At 67.9% G+C, this 15582-nt stretch carries 14 protein-coding genes; 4 read left to right on the top strand and 10 right to left on the bottom strand.

Features of this window, described 5'->3' with window-relative positions; translation table 11 throughout:
- The first annotated feature begins 263 nt into the window (after positions 1-263).
- A complete protein-coding gene (locus tag SD455_RS02525; protein WP_070159700.1) occupies positions 264-1772 on the top strand; it encodes a mannitol dehydrogenase family protein in 1509 nt (502 codons plus the stop codon).
- Between the two features lie 13 nt (positions 1773-1785).
- On the opposite strand, the gene SD455_RS02530 is transcribed toward SD455_RS02525, so the two are convergent.
- The 6 genes from SD455_RS02530 to SD455_RS02555 form a co-directional block, all read right to left on the bottom strand.
- Positions 1786-1956, bottom strand: a complete 171-nt coding sequence (locus SD455_RS02530; protein WP_170922658.1) for a hypothetical protein — start codon at positions 1954-1956, stop codon at positions 1786-1788.
- Positions 1957-2066: 110 nt separating this feature from the next.
- Positions 2067-3215, bottom strand: coding sequence for an ABC transporter ATP-binding protein (locus tag SD455_RS02535; RefSeq protein ID WP_070159702.1), 1149 nt, complete (start codon positions 3213-3215; stop codon positions 2067-2069).
- A 120-nt stretch (positions 3216-3335) separates the two neighbouring features.
- Positions 3336-5195 (bottom strand): beta-N-acetylhexosaminidase, encoded by a 1860-nt coding sequence (locus tag SD455_RS02540; protein WP_445507152.1) that lies wholly within the window; start codon positions 5193-5195, stop codon positions 3336-3338.
- Between the two features lie 91 nt (positions 5196-5286).
- Positions 5287-6141, bottom strand: a complete 855-nt coding sequence (locus SD455_RS02545; protein WP_070159704.1) for a carbohydrate ABC transporter permease — start codon at positions 6139-6141, stop codon at positions 5287-5289.
- Positions 6138-7121: a carbohydrate ABC transporter permease gene (locus SD455_RS02550; RefSeq protein ID WP_445507153.1), complete on the bottom strand. Its 984-nt coding sequence runs from the start codon at positions 7119-7121 to the stop codon at positions 6138-6140. The genes SD455_RS02545 and SD455_RS02550 overlap by 4 nt, the downstream gene beginning before the upstream one ends.
- Entirely contained in the window at positions 7121-8392 is a 1272-nt protein-coding gene (locus SD455_RS02555; protein ID WP_445507154.1) for an extracellular solute-binding protein, read from the bottom strand. The genes SD455_RS02550 and SD455_RS02555 overlap by 1 nt, the downstream gene beginning before the upstream one ends.
- Positions 8393-8621: 229 nt before the next feature.
- Here SD455_RS02555 and SD455_RS02560 point away from each other — a divergent pair, with 229 nt between their 5' ends.
- Positions 8622-9779, top strand: coding sequence for an ROK family transcriptional regulator (locus tag SD455_RS02560; RefSeq protein WP_070159705.1), 1158 nt, complete (start codon positions 8622-8624; stop codon positions 9777-9779).
- Positions 9776-10717, top strand: a complete 942-nt coding sequence (locus tag SD455_RS02565) for an ROK family protein (RefSeq protein WP_336582077.1) — start codon at positions 9776-9778, stop codon at positions 10715-10717. The genes SD455_RS02560 and SD455_RS02565 overlap by 4 nt, the downstream gene beginning before the upstream one ends.
- 82 nt (positions 10718-10799) lie before the next feature.
- Here the strand turns inward: SD455_RS02565 and SD455_RS02570 are convergent, their stop codons facing one another.
- The 4 genes from SD455_RS02570 to SD455_RS02585 form a co-directional block, all read right to left on the bottom strand.
- Positions 10800-11189 carry an ectoine synthase gene (locus SD455_RS02570; protein ID WP_070159707.1) on the bottom strand — a complete coding sequence of 130 codons (390 nt, stop codon included), beginning with the start codon at positions 11187-11189 and terminating at the stop codon, positions 10800-10802.
- 115 nt (positions 11190-11304) lie between these two features.
- Entirely contained in the window at positions 11305-12591 is a 1287-nt protein-coding gene (ectB, locus tag SD455_RS02575; RefSeq protein ID WP_070159709.1) for a diaminobutyrate--2-oxoglutarate transaminase, read from the bottom strand.
- 91 nt (positions 12592-12682) lie between these two features.
- Complete coding sequence (gene ectA, locus SD455_RS02580; protein WP_445507155.1) at positions 12683-13219, bottom strand: diaminobutyrate acetyltransferase; 537 nt, start codon at positions 13217-13219, stop codon at positions 12683-12685.
- Positions 13220-13467: 248 nt separating this feature from the next.
- Positions 13468-14184, bottom strand: coding sequence for a copper homeostasis protein CutC (locus tag SD455_RS02585; RefSeq protein ID WP_070159713.1), 717 nt, complete (start codon positions 14182-14184; stop codon positions 13468-13470).
- A 49-nt stretch (positions 14185-14233) separates the two neighbouring features.
- On the opposite strand from SD455_RS02585, the gene SD455_RS02590 reads away from it, so the two are divergent.
- Positions 14234-15574, top strand: coding sequence for a uracil-xanthine permease family protein (locus tag SD455_RS02590; RefSeq protein WP_070159715.1), 1341 nt, complete (start codon positions 14234-14236; stop codon positions 15572-15574).
- The last annotated feature ends 8 nt before the right edge of the window (positions 15575-15582 follow it).

Below are 15582 nucleotides of genomic sequence, written 5' to 3' on the forward strand. Positions count from 1 at the left end.
CAGCCGCGTGAGCAGGGGAGGACAGCACGAGAGATGCAGTGCCCACTCTCGCTGCAATGGCCGTGCGCTTGTGCATGGATCTTCTCTCCATTCCTGTGAGACTCAGTGTCGTGTCGCTTCCTCGGCACATTCAAGGGGTGTGCATGAAACTGCCGGCCCGCTGTCCCCCATGGTGAGTGCGCTCCTGCGCTCACATGAGCAGTCAATATCACTCATTTGATATGGTGGCGGTCACATCGACCTCCCGTCTCTGAAGGAACGTCATGACCGATGCCACGCCTCTGTCCGCCCGCACTGTCGCCGACCTGGGTCGCGAGACGCCCTCCGGGGAAGTGCTCCACACTCCCGGATATCCGCTGCAGGACCGTCGGGTCGGGATCGTCCACTTCGGCGTCGGGGGATTCCATCGCGCACACCAGGCCCTGTACCTGGATCGGCTCTTCACTGCCGGGCACGCCGCCGACTGGGCGATCTGCGGGGTGGGGCTGCTGCCCGGCGACGTGCGGATGCGTGATGCGCTGACCTCCCAGGATGGGCTCTACACCCTGGTCTCCACCGCGCCTGACGGCTCGCGCGACGCCAGGGTCATCGGCGCCCTCGCCGAGTACCTCTACGCCCCCGACGACCCCGAGGCGGTCCTGGCGCGGATGACCGACAGGGACATCCGCATCGTCTCGCTGACCGTCACGGAGGGCGGATACAACTACAACCCCAGCACCGGGGAGTTCCTGGCCGACACCCCGGCGGTGGCCCGGGATCTCGCCCGCGGTGCCAGTGACGCCCCGGAGACGCTCTTCGGCTTCATCGTCGAGGCCCTGCGCCGTCGTCGGGAGGCAGGAGCGGAGCCGTTCACTGTGCTCAGCTGTGACAACATCCGCGGCAACGGCGACCTCGCGCAACGCATGATCCTGGCCTTCGCCCGGCTGCGCGACGCCGACCTGGCCGCCTGGATCGAGGCGCACGTCGCCTTCCCCAACTGCATGGTGGACCGGATCACCCCGGTGACCACCGAGGCGGACCGCGCCATGGTCGCTGAAGACTTCGGCGTCGACGACGCCTGGCCCGTGGTCAGCGAGGACTTCCTGCAGTGGGTGCTGGAGGACCGCTTCCCCGCCGGACGCCCCGCCTTCGAGGAGGCAGGGGTGCAGATGGTCGACGACGTCGAACCCTATGAGCTGATGAAGCTGCGCCTGCTGAACTGCAGCCACCAGGTGATCGCCTACTTCGGGCTCCTGCTGGGCCACACCTACGCCCACGAGGCCTGCCGCGACGAGCTGCTCGTCCGCTTCACGCGGGAGAACTACATGGACGGCGAAGGGACACCGACCGTCCCCGACGTGCCCGGGATCGACCTCGATCAGTACAAGGACCAGCTCATCGCCCGCTTCGACAACGAACACGTCCGGGACACCCTGGCCCGGCTGGCCGCCGAATCCTCGGACCGCATCCCCACCTGGATGGTGCCGGTGATCCGGGAGAACCTCGCCGCCGGGCGGGACGTGACCGCCTGCGCCGCCGTCGTCGCCTCCTGGGCCCGCTATGCCGAAGGGGTGGGCGAGAACGGGGAGGAATGGCCCGTGGTGGACCGGCTGCGGGAGCGGGTCATGGCCGCCGCCGCCCAGCACGACGACGACCTCCTCGCCTTCCTGCGCGACGAGGAGCTCTTCGGGGACCTGGTGGCGCACGATGCCTTCACGCGCCCGTATGCAGAAGCCCTGACCATCCTGCGGGAGCAGGGGGCCAGGGCGCTGCTGGAGAAGCTGGTGGGCTGAGGGTCAGGGTCTGTCAGCGCTTGGATGTCACCGCTTGGATCAGCCAGATCACGGCGGCGACGATCAGTGCGATGAAGATGAGGTTGGCGGCCAGACTCATCGCCGCACCCAGGATCCAGAGGACCACACGGATGGCGACGATGACCAGGATGATGGTCACGATCACGGAGAGCAGCTGTTTCATGGCCTCAGCCTAGGGGATGACGCCACCAGGCCGTGAGCTGCGCTGAGGGCGGGCCCCGGATCATCCGGGACCCGCCCTCAGCGGTGGTTCAGGTCAGGAGCGGCCTGGGCTCACTCGCCCTCTTCGTCCTGGAGTGCCTCGACGTCCGCCAGCTGCGCGTGCGGGGTGTTCTCCGGGATCTCGCCGTTGAGGCGCAGGCCCGTCTCGGCGTCGAAGAGGTGGATGTGGTCCATCTGCGGGACCACCTTGACGTGGTCGCCCTTGAGCGGAGGACGACGGCCGTCCACGCGGACCACCAGCGGCTGGAAGGACTCGAGGCCCTCCGGCGAGCCGAAGATGTGGGCGTCTGCGCCGAGCTCCTCGGTGAGGTCCACGACCATCTCGATGCCGTGCTCGGGGTCGATGTGGATGTCCTCGGGGCGCACACCCAGGGTGACCTTGTTGCTGCTGGTCTTCTTCAGCGACCCGTCCGGGATCACGTAGCGCTCACCGCCGAGGATGAGGGCCTCGCCGTCGTGCTCCACCTGGAAGAGGTTCATGGCCGGAGAGCCGATGAACCCGGCGACGAACACGTTGGCGGGAGTGTCATACAGGTTGCGCGGGGAGTCGACCTGCTGGAGCACGCCGTCCTTGAGCACGCAGACGCGGTCACCCATGGTCATGGCCTCGACCTGGTCGTGAGTCACGTAGACGGTGGTGACGGCGAGCTTGCGGGTCAGGGCAGCGATCTGGGTGCGGGTCTGCACGCGGAGCTTGGCGTCCAGGTTGGACAGCGGCTCGTCCATCAGGAAGACCTTGGGGGAGCGGACGATCGCGCGGCCCATGGCCACACGCTGACGCTGACCACCGGAGAGGGCCTTCGGCTTGCGGTCCAGGTAGGGCTCGAGGTCCAGCAGCTTCGCGGCATCCTTGACGCGCTTGGCGCGCTCATCCTTGGACACGCCCGCGATCTTCAGAGCGAAGCCCATGTTCTCTGCGACCGACATGTGCGGGTACAGCGCGTAGTTCTGGAAGACCATGGCGATGTCGCGGTCCTTGGGGGAGACGTGGGAGACGTCCTCACCGCCGATCAGGATGCGGCCCTCGTTGACCTCCTCGAGGCCGGCGAGCATGCGGAGTGCGGTGGACTTTCCGCAGCCGGAGGGTCCCACGAGGACGAGGAACTCGCCGTCGGCGATGTCCAGCTGGAGCTGATTGATGGCGGGGCGAGCACCGGGGGTGTAGATCCGGCTCGCGGCGTCATAGGTCACAGAGGCCATGGTGATATTTCCCTTTCACGGGCAGGTACGTGCCCGACGATCCGTTGTGAAAAGTGTTATGAAGTGGCCGGCCACTCCCAGGAGGAGCCCGCCGCTGTGAATCGTATCACGTTACGTGAGTCACAGTGTCCGCGCCTGACGGGCCGGCTGCGGCAGCTGAGCGAGACGGACGAGCCGGCGCCGCAGAGAAGAGAACCGGTCCATGCTGTCGTCCAGACCGCCCGGTCGGGAGGACAGCATCCAGACTCTGCGCTGCTCCGCGAGGAGCTTCTCCAGGCGATCCAGAAGTCTGCGAGCTTCGTCGCGAGCGGTCGCAGAGGTGTCCTCCGAGTCCTGGAGTGCCCCGCCGCGGAAGAGATCACTGCGCAGCACGTCGACGCCGAACTGCGCCCAACGAGCTGCCTGGGCGATCTCCTCGAGGACCACGGGGCCTTCGAGGCTCGCCGGACGTGAGGAGCTCAGGGTGGCCAACGCCGAGTGGATCGTCTCTGCCGCGGCATCCAGGCTCTCCGCGGAGGGCACCTGGTGCGCCTCCAGCGCTTCTGGCTGCTGCACGGCACGGAACAACGGGCTGGAATTGGCGACGGCGGCGTCGAGCTCCCCGGCGACCCGGCCCAGTCGGACCAGGGTCGGCCCCAGCACGCCCTGCTGGTCCTGGAAGACGTGCCGATCCAGAATCTCTCCCAGGAGCTCAGAGGTCTCGCGGTTGCTCTCCAGATGCCAGCTGGCCGCCCCGCCGAAGAGGATGGGCGCATAGGACACGACCAGGGGGTCGAAGTGTCCACAGTCTCCCCAGCTGGTGAGGAGGAAGCCGGGCGCCATGTTCCGCCCTGCGGTCTCGACGGCGTCGATGATGTTGCCCACTGCATTGTCCAGGCGCCCGATGAATGACAGCCAGCTGCCCGTGCCCGGCGCGACCCAGAACGGCACGCCCGCGTCGATGAGCGCCTGCGCGCGGGAGGTGAAGTTCCTCAGCTGCTCCGTGTCGACGCCGTGCGCCTCGTTGAAGCCCCTCTCCGCCTCGCTCATGTGGTCGATCACGGTGGCGATGTGATCCGGAGAGTCATAGAGCCAGACGACAGGCACGGTGCCCTCCGGAACCCGGTCCATCAGCTCCGGGTAGCTGCCCAGGATGTCGGACCAGAACTCCACCTGATGGCCCCGCGAGGTCCACGGGGCCGCGACTCTGGCGACGTAGTCCAGGAAGACCTGGCCCAGCCCCTGCTGTGAGGCCTGCTCGCGGCTGACCCCGGTGCCCAGTTCCCAGGTCTCGTCAGCGCCGATGTTGAGCCGATCCGACCTGAAGTGAGGCGTCAGCTCCTCCAGCAGCTCGGTGACGAACTCCGCGTTCTCCTCTGTGGGCGCCAGGGTGGACGGCGGGCGCAGGCGCCCGGCGAACTCCTGGGGTTCCTGGTTCTCGGCCCGCGGGAGGTAGCGCTCGTGGGCCAGCCAACGCTCCCAGTGCCCGAAGGTGTTCTGGTTGGGCACCAGCTCGATGCCGTGTGCGGCGCAGAGGTCGTCGAGCCAGCGGAGATCCTCAGGAGTCAGCGGTGAGGCGTCCTGCCAGACCTCCTCGTGCCCCGAGTACGTGAAGCTGTGCTCGGTGTAGAGCTCCAGCTGGTTGTACCGGGCCAGGGAGAGGATGTGGATCAGGCGCAGCAGCGTCGAGCGTTCCGGGACACGGTCCCGACTGACGTCGAGCATGAATCCGCGGCGGCGGATGTCGGGCCAGTCCTCGATCAGCACGGCCTGCTGCTGGTCCGCCGGGGTGCCGCGCAGCTGGTCGAGGGCCCGTTGGGCATAGCGCAGTCCGGCGGCGTCGGAATAGGCGATGCGGACCGTCTCAGCGTATTCCAGGCGGAAGCCCTGGGGCGGTAGGTCGGCGTCACGGGTGACGAGGACCTCTGCCTGAGGGGCAGGGGCCGGACCGGAGAGCTCAGTGAGCTGGCGAGGCCGGGGGAAGACTGAAGCGTGCGTCACGAGGGCTCCTGGATTGTTGGGGTGGCGAGGGCCGGGTGTCGAGTGAGGACGGGTGAGTGGGGGACGAGACGAGGCGCACTGCTGGGCTGTGTCAGCCCTTGACTGCACCGGAGACCATGCCGGAGGCCATGCGTCGTTGGACGATGCTGAACAGGATCAGCACCGGGATCGCGATGAGTGCTGAACCGGCCATGATGCCGGCCCAGTCCGTGCCGCTCATCCCTTCCTGGAACCCTTGCAGCCAGACCGGCAGGGTCACCCTCCCGCCGGATGAGAGCATCACCAGGGCCAGTGTGAACTCATTCCACGAGACCAGGAAGCCGAAGACTCCTGTGGCCACCAGGCCCGGGCCCAGGAGCGGAAACGTGACGCGGAAGAAGGCCCCCACCTTGGTGCAGCCGTCGATCATGGCAGCCTCCTCCAGGTCCACCGGGACGCCGTCGACGAAGCCCTTCAGCATCCAGACGATGAACGGCATCACGGTGCCGACGTAGAGCAGCGAGAGCCCAAGGGTCGTGTTCACCAGCCCCCAGCCGGAGAGCATGCGGAACTGGGAGATGAACAGGGCCTCGGCGGGAATCATCTGGACGACCAGCACAGTGATGATGATTGCGGTGCGACTCCGGAACCGGAATCGGCTGAGCGCGACCGCGGCCAACGTGGCGGAGAACAGCGCGACAGCCACGGCGAGCAGGCTGACCTGCATGCTCATCCGCATCGCCGTCCAGAAGGAGCTGTCGGACAAGACTCCCAGGTAGGCGTCCGGAGTGAAGTCGAGCGGCACCCAGGTGGGGCCTTCGAGACGCATCTGCGCATTCGGCTGCAAGGACACGTTCACCATCCAGTAGATGGGGAAGATCCAGAGCAGGGCGACGGCGAGTGCTGTGATGTTCAGTGCCTGCCGACTCGCGGTCCGGCGCGGACGCAGCGGTGTGGTCGACGTCATCGGAGATCTCCTTGTCGGCCGAGGATTCTCACATAGCGCCAGGTCAGCGCCAGCAGGAGCAGGAGCATCACCATGGCCAGAGCGGAGGCCATGCCGTAGTCGCCGCCGGCGATGCCTGTCTGGTAGATGTAGGTCCCCAGCAGGTTGGTGTCCGTGGTGTTCCCCGCCGTCTGCTGCAGGGAGTAGATATGTGCGAACACCCGCAGGTCCCAGATCACCTGGAGGATGGCCATCAGGATCAGCACGGGACGGATGATCGGCAGCACGATGTGCCACAGGATCCGTGGCGTGCTCGCGCCGTCGATCTGGGCGGCCTCCACCGCGGACTCGTCCACCTGACTCAGTGCGGCGTAGGTGGCCAGTGTGACCAGCGGCGTGCTCGCCCAGATGACCACCGTCGCTGCGACGATGAGGAAAGGCGTCGTTCCAGCCTGCAGCCAATGAAATCCGTCGAAGCCGGTCAGGCCGGCTCCGGAGAGCACGGCATTCACCACACCATGCCGGTGATCTGCCATGAGCTTCCAGATGGCGACGGCGGCGATCACCGGCGTGGCCCAGGCGAAGAGCAGCGCCAGCTGCAGTGCCACGCGCACTCCGGTGGCGACGCGCTGCATCAGCACGGCCAGGCCGACGCCGACCACCATGGTCAGCCCCGCGGCCACGGCGGTGAACGCGAGTGTGCGCACCGTGACGACCCAGAAGTAGGTGTCTGTCAGAATCGCCTGATAGTTGGCGAACCCGACCCATTCGGCAGGCTGCCCGAACTGTTGGGCGATGCCGAACTCCTGGAAGGACATCACCAACTGCCGCGCCATGGGGTACCCGAGGGCCAGCATGACCAGGCCTGTGGGGAGCGCGAGCAGCAGGAAAGGGAGGAAGGCCTTCCGACGGCGCGCTCTTCTGGAGACGTCACCCCGCCCTGGGGACGAGTCCCGGGGGACGGTCCCGGGGGGAGAGGTGGTGGGGGTCAGGGTCGCCATCAGTCGTTGAGGATCTCTTCGAGCTGAGCGTCCACGTCGGCGGCGATGTCCTCGACGTCCTCCCCGTCTGCGATGCGTGTCCAGATCTCCAGGGGGAGCTGGGCGCTGTCAGCCACACCCCACGACGGTGTGTTGGGGGTCAGCTGGGAATGTGCCACGGCCTCCTGGAACGCCTCGGCGCTGTGCCCCTCCAGTGCAGAGGCGTGGTCCAGGTTGCCGGGCACCCAGCCCGCGTCTGCGGCGAGCATCGTCTGGAAGTCATCGGAGTAGATGAGCCTGAGTACCTCGCGGGAGAGCTCCTGGTGTGCCGACGCGGCCGAGATGGCGACATTGGACCCTCCTGCGAACGTGGTGCCGGGAGTGTCGGCGTCGGTGCCGGGCAGGGCCATCACCTGGGCGTCACCGCTCTCCCAGAGCTCCTCGTCGATGTCGTACTCCTTCAGGGCGAGCCCCGAGTAGAAGCCGATCTTCCCGGAGTTGAACAGCTCGTAGGCCACCGGCACGGCTTCATTCGGATCCGAAACATACTCGGAACCGCGCTCCATGAGGTCCTGCGCGGCCTGGAGGCCCTCCTGAGACTCTGGGGAGGAGAGCGTGCCTTCCCAGGTGCCGTCGTCGTGCTGAGTCGCATAGTCGCCGCCGTAGGTGAACAGCCAGCCCTCCAGCGTCTTGGGGTCGGAGGAGGCCAGGTAGATTCCGGAGAATCCGTCGGTGTCCTCCGGATTGGCCTCGTTCAGTTCGATCGCCGCTTCGTTGAGCTCGTCCAACGTGGTCGGAACGTCGATTCCGGCGGCGTCGAGTAGGTCCTGCCTGTAGAAGATGATGCGCGAGCCTGCGTAGAGCGGCGGGGCGTACGTCGTCCCTTCCCAGGTGCCGGCTTCCAGGCCAGACTCGATCAGCGAGTCTCCACCGAGCTCCTCGAGGAGGTCGTCGACCGGGGAGAAGGCCCCGACGGAGGTGAAGGTGGAGGCTTGGGTGTTGCCGATCTCGACGAGGTCCGGGGTCTGCGAACTGTCAGGCAGCGAGGTCTGCAGGAGCTCCACGACGCCTGCCCACGGCTGCATCTGCACGGTCAGTGTGGAGCCTTCATAGCTCGTCTCGAACTCGTCGACGAGCCACTCCTGGGCGGTTTCGGGAACAGAGTCCTCCATGAACCAGATGGTGAGGTCGGCGGACTCGGCGTCGTCGCCGGTGTTCCCGCCGCCTGCGCCACAGGCGGCCAGGGTCAACGTCAGAGTGGAGGCGAGTGCCAGGTGGGGGAGCCGTCGCATGAGTGGTCCTTTCACGGTGCGAGATGCCGGGTGCTGCGCCCCTCGTCGAGGGGTGCAGGCCGTCGTAGGAAAAAGTATGGAGCCTTTACTAACAAAATGGAAGAGGCTGGACCGAAGTCATGTGAAGTCCGCCACGTGGCACTCTCCCTTCTGATTCAGGGGACAGTGCTCGAATCGAGTTGGCTCCTGCCCTGGTGGTCGCGCCGCTTTGTAAGTCATACTTACAAACATGAGTTCTCTGGCACGCCCTTCCGGGCCGCAGTCCCGCAGCGCACGACCCGCAGGCCCCGTTCTGCCGGAGCACGTGAGGGTGCATAACCTGGCCCTCGTGCAGCGGGAGCTGTTCCACGCCGGGCCGATGAGCCGTGCGGATCTTGCGCGAGCAACAGGGCTGACCCGCGTGACCGCCTCCGGACTCGTGGGCGAGCTGATCGCGCGAGAGGTCGTCGTGGAGCAGGGCCCCAGGGCGCGTTCCGGACCGGGGAAGCCGGGAGTCCTGGTGGACCTGGACCGGGAAGGTCTGCAGGTCATCTCGCTGGATCTCTCGGGCGCCGAGGCCTACCGCGGTGCGGTGATGGACCTGACCGGCACGATTCTCGCCCGCCTCGAAGAGCCCCGCCGGGGGCGGGAGACCAGCGACCAGGCGCAGGCGACGGTCCTCGCATTGGCGCGCAACCTGCTGGCCCTGGCGGATCGTCGAGTCTTGGGCGTCGGTGTCGGCACACCCGGAGTCGTCTCGGACCAAGGCGTGGTGCTGACGGCGCCCAACATCGGCTGGGACGGCGTCCCGCTGAGGGACCTGCTGCACCGGGAGCTGAGCGTGCCTGTGGTGGTCCGCAATGATGCCAATGCCGCGGCGCTGGCGGAGCAGACCCTCGGGGGCGGTGACCCTGACATGTTCCTCGTCCGTGTGGGACGCGGTGTCGGCGGGGCGCTCATGATCCGTGGCGAACTCGTGGTCGGTCGATACAACGCCGCCGGTGAGATCGGCCATGTGCCGGTGGGTGAGGGCGGCGGTCCGGAATGCGTGTGCGGCAAGCGCGGATGCTTGGAGTCGTGGATCTCGGTGCCGCGGCTGGGTGAGCTGGTGCAGGAGGCGGAACGAGCGGGCCGTCCGATCGAGGACGTGCTCAGCGGCGCCGGAACCAAGCTCGGGATCCTGCTGGCGCCCATCGTCGGCGCGCTGAACCTCTCCGATGTGGTCGTCGCCGGCCCCCGGAGCCTCCTGGAGGGGACGTTCCTCGACGCCGCGCAGGAGGCGCTGCGCAGTCGGATCCTGGGTCGATTCCACACGCAGGTGAGGATGCGCCTGCCGGCCGACAGTGATGACATCGTTCTGCGGGGCGGGCTCGTCATGGTCCTGGAATCTGAGCTGGGCGTCTCATGACGCCCCTGTCAGTGCCGCAGACTGACCGAGCCTCCACGGTGCGAGTCGGACTCGATGTGGGCGGGACGAAGACTGACGCCGTCGCGCTCGATGCTCACGACTCCCTCGTCGCGCGTATCCGGCTGCCCACTCAGCCCGGGGCCGCAGGTGTGCTGGAGACGATCCGGACAGCTCTTCGCGGACTGACGGACCAGTGTACGGCCGGCGACGTTCGGTCGATCGGTATCGGCATGCCCGGGCAGGTCGATCCTGGAGGGTCAGTCGTACGGCACGCGGTCAATCTGGGGCTGCAGGACTTGGATCTCCGGGAGCTCCTTGAGCGGGTGACCGCGGTGCCCGTCAGTGTGGAGAACGACGTCAAGGCGGCGGCTCTGGGGGCGTATGCCCTCCGGGGCGGCGTGGATGAGGCCTTGGGGTATCTGAACCTGGGCACCGGCGTGGCCGCGGGTGCTGTGCTGAACGGTGAGCTGTGGCGTGGATCTGCCGGCGTGGCGGGCGAGATCGGCCACCTGTCCATCGACCCCACGGGACCTCTGTGTGCCTGTGGCCAGCGGGGCTGCATCGAGGCCTACGCCGGCGGTGGAGCCGTGGCGAGGCGGTGGGGCCGTCCTGGCGCAGGGGCCGTGCATGAGGTCTTTGACGCGGCAGAGGCCGGCGATCGCTGGGCGCAGCGCATGCGTGGAGAGATCGCCTGGGCCGTGGCTTCGGCGGTGCGGGTGCTCACACTGTCCCTGGATGTCTCCACTGTGGTCCTGGGGGGAGGCGTGGCCGCCTTGGGGGGCCGCCTTCTCGATCCAGTTGCTGAGGTCCTCGAGCAGGAGGCGACGGCCTCGCACTTCCTGGCCTCTCTGCGGCTCGCTGACCGCGTGGAGACCCTGCCTGCCGGCTCGCTGGCCGCCGCGTTCGGCGCCGCCCTGGTAGGGCAGCGACCCCACTGAGGACGGCGCCCGCCCCGGAAGTGCCGGGACGGGCGCCGTCGTGGTGCTCAGACGTGCGAGGTCAGAGCGCTGAAGGAGGAGGTCAGTCCTCGATGATCAGCGGGTACACGCCGTTCTCGTCGTGGACTTCCTTGCCGGTCACCGGCGGGTTGAACACGCAGATCATGCGCAGCTCCTCCTCGACCTCCACGCGGTGCTTCTCGTGGCCGTCGAGCAGGTACAGGAAGCCGTCGGTGATGTCGTGCTTCTCGCCGGTCTCCAGGTTCGTCAGCGTGCCCTTGCCGCCGACGCAGTAGACGGCCTCCACGTGGTTGGCGTACCAGAACTCGCTGGTGGTGCCGGCGAAGATGGTGGTCTCGTGGAAGGAGAAGCCGACCTTCTCCTTGCCCAGGACCATCCGGCGCGAACGCCAGTTGCCGTGGCGGATGTCGCGCTCGGTGTCGTTGAGGTCGTCGATGTGCAGCGTGTACATGCAGGTCTCCTGTCAGCTGAGGACGGTCGGTGGGGCGAGTGCTGGCCCGGAGTCTAGCGCGCCGGAGCGGCCCCGGCGGGGACGCGCACCGCGGGGGCCGCTCCGGGCTCTCCGATCAGTGCGGGGGGCGCACCCGCGAAGGCTCGCCCATCTGGCCGGTGGCGGCCAGGACGGCGTCCTCGATGACCTTCAGGCCCTTCTGCAGGTCCTCGGAGTCGATGGTCAGCGGCGGCATGACCTTGACGACCTCGTCCTCCGGACCGGAGGTCTCCACCAGCAGGTTGCGCTTATAGGCCTCGGCGGCCACCTTGCCGGCGGTGTCCGGGTCCGGGAAGCAGATGCCAGAGAGGAAGCCGCGGCCGCGCAGGGTCGCGCCCTTCACATGCCCGGCGATCTGCTCCAGACCCTCGCGCAGCTCGTCGATCTTGCCGGCCAGCTCCTTCTCGAAGGAGTCGTCGGCCCAGAACAGCTCCAGGGCGCGGGCGGCGGTGACGAAGGCGAGGTTGTTCCCGCGGAAGGTGCCGTTGTGCTCTCCGCCCTCCCAGACGTCGAGCTCCGGGCGGAACAGGGTCAGCGCCATCGGCAGGCCGTAGCCGGAGATGGACTTGGACACGCAGACGATGTCCGGGGTGATGCCGGCCTTCTCGAAGGAGAAGAACGTGCCGGTGCGGCCGCAGCCGGCCTGGACGTCGTCGATGATCAGCAGGATCTTGTGACGGCGCAGCAGGTCGGAGAGGCCCTTGAGCCACTCCATGCGGGCGGCGTTCAGGCCGCCCTCGCCCTGCACGGTCTCCACGATGACGGCGGCGGGCTTGTCCACGCCGGAGCCGGAGTCCTCGAGGACCTTCTCCAGCCAGATGAAGTCCGGGATGTCGCCGTCGAAATAGTCGTCATAGGGGATCTTCGAGGAGTTGGTCAGCGGGATGCCGGCGCCGCGGCGCTTCATCGAGTTGCCGGTCACCGACAGCGAACCCAGCGTCATGCCGTGGAACGCGTTGGTGAAGGACAGGATGTGCTGGCGGCCGGTCACCTTGCGGGCCAGCTTCAGCGCGGCCTCCACCGTGTTGGTGCCCGTGGGGCCGGGGAACATGACCTTGTAGTCGAGGTTCCGCGGCTCCAGGATGATCCGTTCGAAGGTCTCCAGGAAGCGGCGCTTGGCCGGGGTCTTCATGTCCAGGGAGTGGGTGACGCCGTCGTTGGCGACGTAGTCCACCACCAGGTCCCGCAGCTCCGGGTGGTTGTGCCCGTAGTTCAGGGCGCCGGCGCCGGAGAAGAAGTCCAGGTAGCGGGAGCCGTCCTCGGTGAACTGGTACGCGCCCGAGGACTTCTCGAACACGGCGGGCCAGTTCTTGCAGTAGCTGCGGACCTGGGATTCACGAGTTTCGAAGATGTCGGTGGCCATGGTGCTGGTCTCCTTGATGGCGCGGCGGAGGTCTCTCCGCCGCTCGGGGGTCAGGTGGACGTCGGGGGTCGGTGCGTCGACGGCGCCGGGCTCAGCTGTCAGAGGTGTTCAGCGGTGAGACCGTGTAGAGGTCCTCGGCCGCGTGCTCCTCGCCGGTCTCGGAGGACGGCGGGAACAGCTCCTCCGTGAAGAGGTCGGATCGGGCGATCTCGGCACCCTGGTCGCGGGCGAGCCCGGTGAACAGCGCGATCGATGCGGCGTTGTCCGCGGTGATCGTGGTCTCCAGTCGGGAGGCGCCGGAGCGTGCCACGACGTCGGCGAGCATCCGGGAGGCCAGGCGGCGTCCGCGGAAGGCGGAGTCCACCGCGACCTGCCAGATGAACAGGGTCTCGGGGTCCCCCGGCCGGTGATAGCCGGAGATGAATCCTGCGGGCTGGCCGTCGACGAGCGCGATCACGGAGGTGTCGGCGAAGTCGCGGGCCCACAGGAGGTAGGCGTACGGGGTGTTGACATCCAGCACGCCGGTGCCGGCGGCCAGCCGCCACAGGGCGGCGCCGTCGGTCACCTCGAGGGTGCGGATCTCGACACGTTCCCCGTTCTGGGCAGGGGTGTCTGCGGAGTTCGACATCGGTTCCACAGTAGTGAGCCACACAGACAGATCAACCCTGACCCCGGTGAAATCGGGGTGAAAACACCCCCTGCTGGCTTTTCCTGCGGGCTTTCCCCGTGGCGCGGCATCCTTGCGGTGAGTGGGATCCGCCACGACGACGCAAGAATCGCAGATCTCATCAAATACTGTGATTGTGCTGTGATCTGAATTTCGGCAAACCGTGTCAAGGGGATGTGAGGAGAGGCACGATATGCCGGATCGAACTGTCAGGCGGCGTCGACGGCGGACCGTGCCGCCTGCACCAGCGCGGCGTCGGTGGTGACATACGATCCTTCCCCTCCTCCCGGCCCCGGGGATCCGTGGGTGACCGGGGAGCCGGCCGAGAGATGGACGACGTCGGCGCCGGCCTCCGCCAGGCCCGCCACATGCGCGGCGCGGACCCCGCCGCCGGCGATGATCTCCAGCCGGCCCGCACCGGCCTCCGCCAGCTGACCGATGACGCTGGTCCCTTCGGGCGCCGTCGCGGCTCCTCCGGAGGTGAGCACCCCGCTGACGCCGAGGTCCAGCAGCTCCTCGACGAGCTGCGGCGGCGTGGTGAGCCCGGCGGCGAGCAGCACATCCACACACCGGTGGACCACCACCGGCAGCCCGTCGGCCGCCTCGACCAACCGGCGCAGGGCGGGATGGTCCAGCCCGTGATCGTCCAACGCGCCGACGATCACTCCTGCCGCACCAGCTTCCCGCAGCGCCGGCACATCCTGGCGCATCACGGCGACCTCGGCAGAGGAGTAGAGGTATCCGCCGCCGCGCGGACGGATCAACGGGCGGGCCGGCAGTCCCAGCTCGACCGCCTGGCGGATCATGCCCGACGTCGGAGTCAGCCCTCCGGTGACCAGCGCCTGGCACAGTTCGGCCCGGTCAGCGCCGTGGTCGTGGGCCACCTGGATTCCTGCCACGTCTTGGACGGCGATCTCGAGCTGCATGGCGGGTCGGCCTCCGTGATCTCCGGGTCATCCCGTCCCGGTAAGGTGCATGTCTGTGACCAAGACTCTCATCCCTGGCCTCGGCTGGACCCTGCACGGCGACGGGCGCACCGTCCGCCCCGGCGACGTCGTCGCCCCCGACGAGCGGCTCAGCTGGGGCCGCACCACCGGCATCGGCATGCAGCACGTGGTGGCCATGTTCGGCGCCACCTTCCTGGTGCCGCTGATCACCGGCTTCCCGCCCTCGACCACGCTGCTGTTCTCCGGGCTGGGCACCATCCTCTTCCTCATCATCACCGCTGGACGCGTGCCCTCCTACCTGGGGTCCTCCTTCGCGTTCCTGGCCCCGGTGGGCGCCTCCATGGGCCAGTACGGAATGTCCGGGGCGCTTGGCGGCATCGTGATGGCCGGTGCCGGGCTGTTCCTGGTCGGACTCATCGTCCATGTGGCCGGCACCCGGTGGATCCAGCTGCTCATGCCGCCGGTGGTCACCGGTGCGATCGTCGCGCTCATCGGACTGAACCTGGCCCCTGCGGCCTGGAACAACGTCAACGTCGAGCCCGTGACCGCCACGGTGACGATCGTGGCGATGCTGCTCGCCGGGGTGCTGTTCCGTGGGCTGCTGGGCCGGCTGGCCATCCTCGTGGGCGTGCTCGTCGGCTACCTGGTGGCGGTGCTGCGCGGGGAGGTCGACTTCTCCGGCGTCGGCGACGCCGCCTGGTTCGGTCTGCCGGACTTCACCGCACCGAGCTTCCATGTGGGCACCATCGGGCTGTTCCTGCCGGTGGTCCTGGTGCTGGTGGCCGAGAACGTCGGCCACGTGAAGTCCGTGGCGCTGATGACCCGCCGTGACCTGGACCCGGTCACCGGCCGGGCCCTGATGGCCGACGGGGTGGCCACCATGCTCGCCGGCTCCGGCGGAGGATCCGGCACCACCACCTACGCGGAGAACATCGGCGTCATGGCTTCCTCGCGCGTCTACTCGACCGCCGCCTACTGGGTGGCCGGGCTCTTCGCCATCGCGCTGGGGCTGCTGCCCAAGGTCGGGGCCGTGATCGCCACCGTCCCCGCCGGGGTGCTCGGCGGTGCGGGCACCGTTCTCTACGGGATGATCGGCATTCTCGGTGTCCGCATCTGGGTGCAGAACCGCGTGGACTTCGCCGACCCCATCAACCTGGCCGTGGCCGGGGTGCCGCTGGTCATCGCCATCGCCAACTTCACCATGGAGTTCGGCCAGATCGTCTTCGAAGGCATCGCCCTGGGCAGCTTCGCCGCCCTGGCCATCCACCATGGGATGAGCGCCGTCGCCCGGATGCGCGGTACGGCACTGCCGCCTGAGGCGCGGGACGAGCCCGTTCCCGACGAGGTAGCCCCGCGACCAGGCGCCTGATCCCGCTC

Source organism: Nesterenkonia sp. K-15-9-6, from assembly GCF_052656005.1.

Coding starts and splice junctions, on each gene's coding strand:
- SD455_RS02570 (WP_070159707.1), bottom strand. CDS start 11,189: ATGTACACGCTGCACATCGACGACCTCAACGACACCGAGCGCGACATC.
- SD455_RS02585 (WP_070159713.1), bottom strand. CDS start 14,184: ATGCAGCTCGAGATCGCCGTCCAAGACGTGGCAGGAATCCAGGTGGCC.
- SD455_RS02535 (WP_070159702.1), bottom strand. CDS start 3,215: ATGGCCTCTGTGACCTATGACGCCGCGAGCCGGATCTACACCCCCGGT.
- SD455_RS02565 (WP_336582077.1), top strand. CDS start 9,776: ATGACGCCCCTGTCAGTGCCGCAGACTGACCGAGCCTCCACGGTGCGA.
- SD455_RS02525 (WP_070159700.1), top strand. CDS start 264: ATGACCGATGCCACGCCTCTGTCCGCCCGCACTGTCGCCGACCTGGGT.
- SD455_RS02555 (WP_445507154.1), bottom strand. CDS start 8,392: ATGCGACGGCTCCCCCACCTGGCACTCGCCTCCACTCTGACGTTGACC.
- SD455_RS02590 (WP_070159715.1), top strand. CDS start 14,234: ATGTCTGTGACCAAGACTCTCATCCCTGGCCTCGGCTGGACCCTGCAC.
- SD455_RS02545 (WP_070159704.1), bottom strand. CDS start 6,141: ATGACGTCGACCACACCGCTGCGTCCGCGCCGGACCGCGAGTCGGCAG.
- ectB (WP_070159709.1), bottom strand. CDS start 12,591: ATGGCCACCGACATCTTCGAAACTCGTGAATCCCAGGTCCGCAGCTAC.
- SD455_RS02560 (WP_070159705.1), top strand. CDS start 8,622: ATGAGTTCTCTGGCACGCCCTTCCGGGCCGCAGTCCCGCAGCGCACGA.
- SD455_RS02550 (WP_445507153.1), bottom strand. CDS start 7,121: ATGGCGACCCTGACCCCCACCACCTCTCCCCCCGGGACCGTCCCCCGG.
- SD455_RS02530 (WP_170922658.1), bottom strand. CDS start 1,956: ATGAAACAGCTGCTCTCCGTGATCGTGACCATCATCCTGGTCATCGTC.
- ectA (WP_445507155.1), bottom strand. CDS start 13,219: ATGTCGAACTCCGCAGACACCCCTGCCCAGAACGGGGAACGTGTCGAG.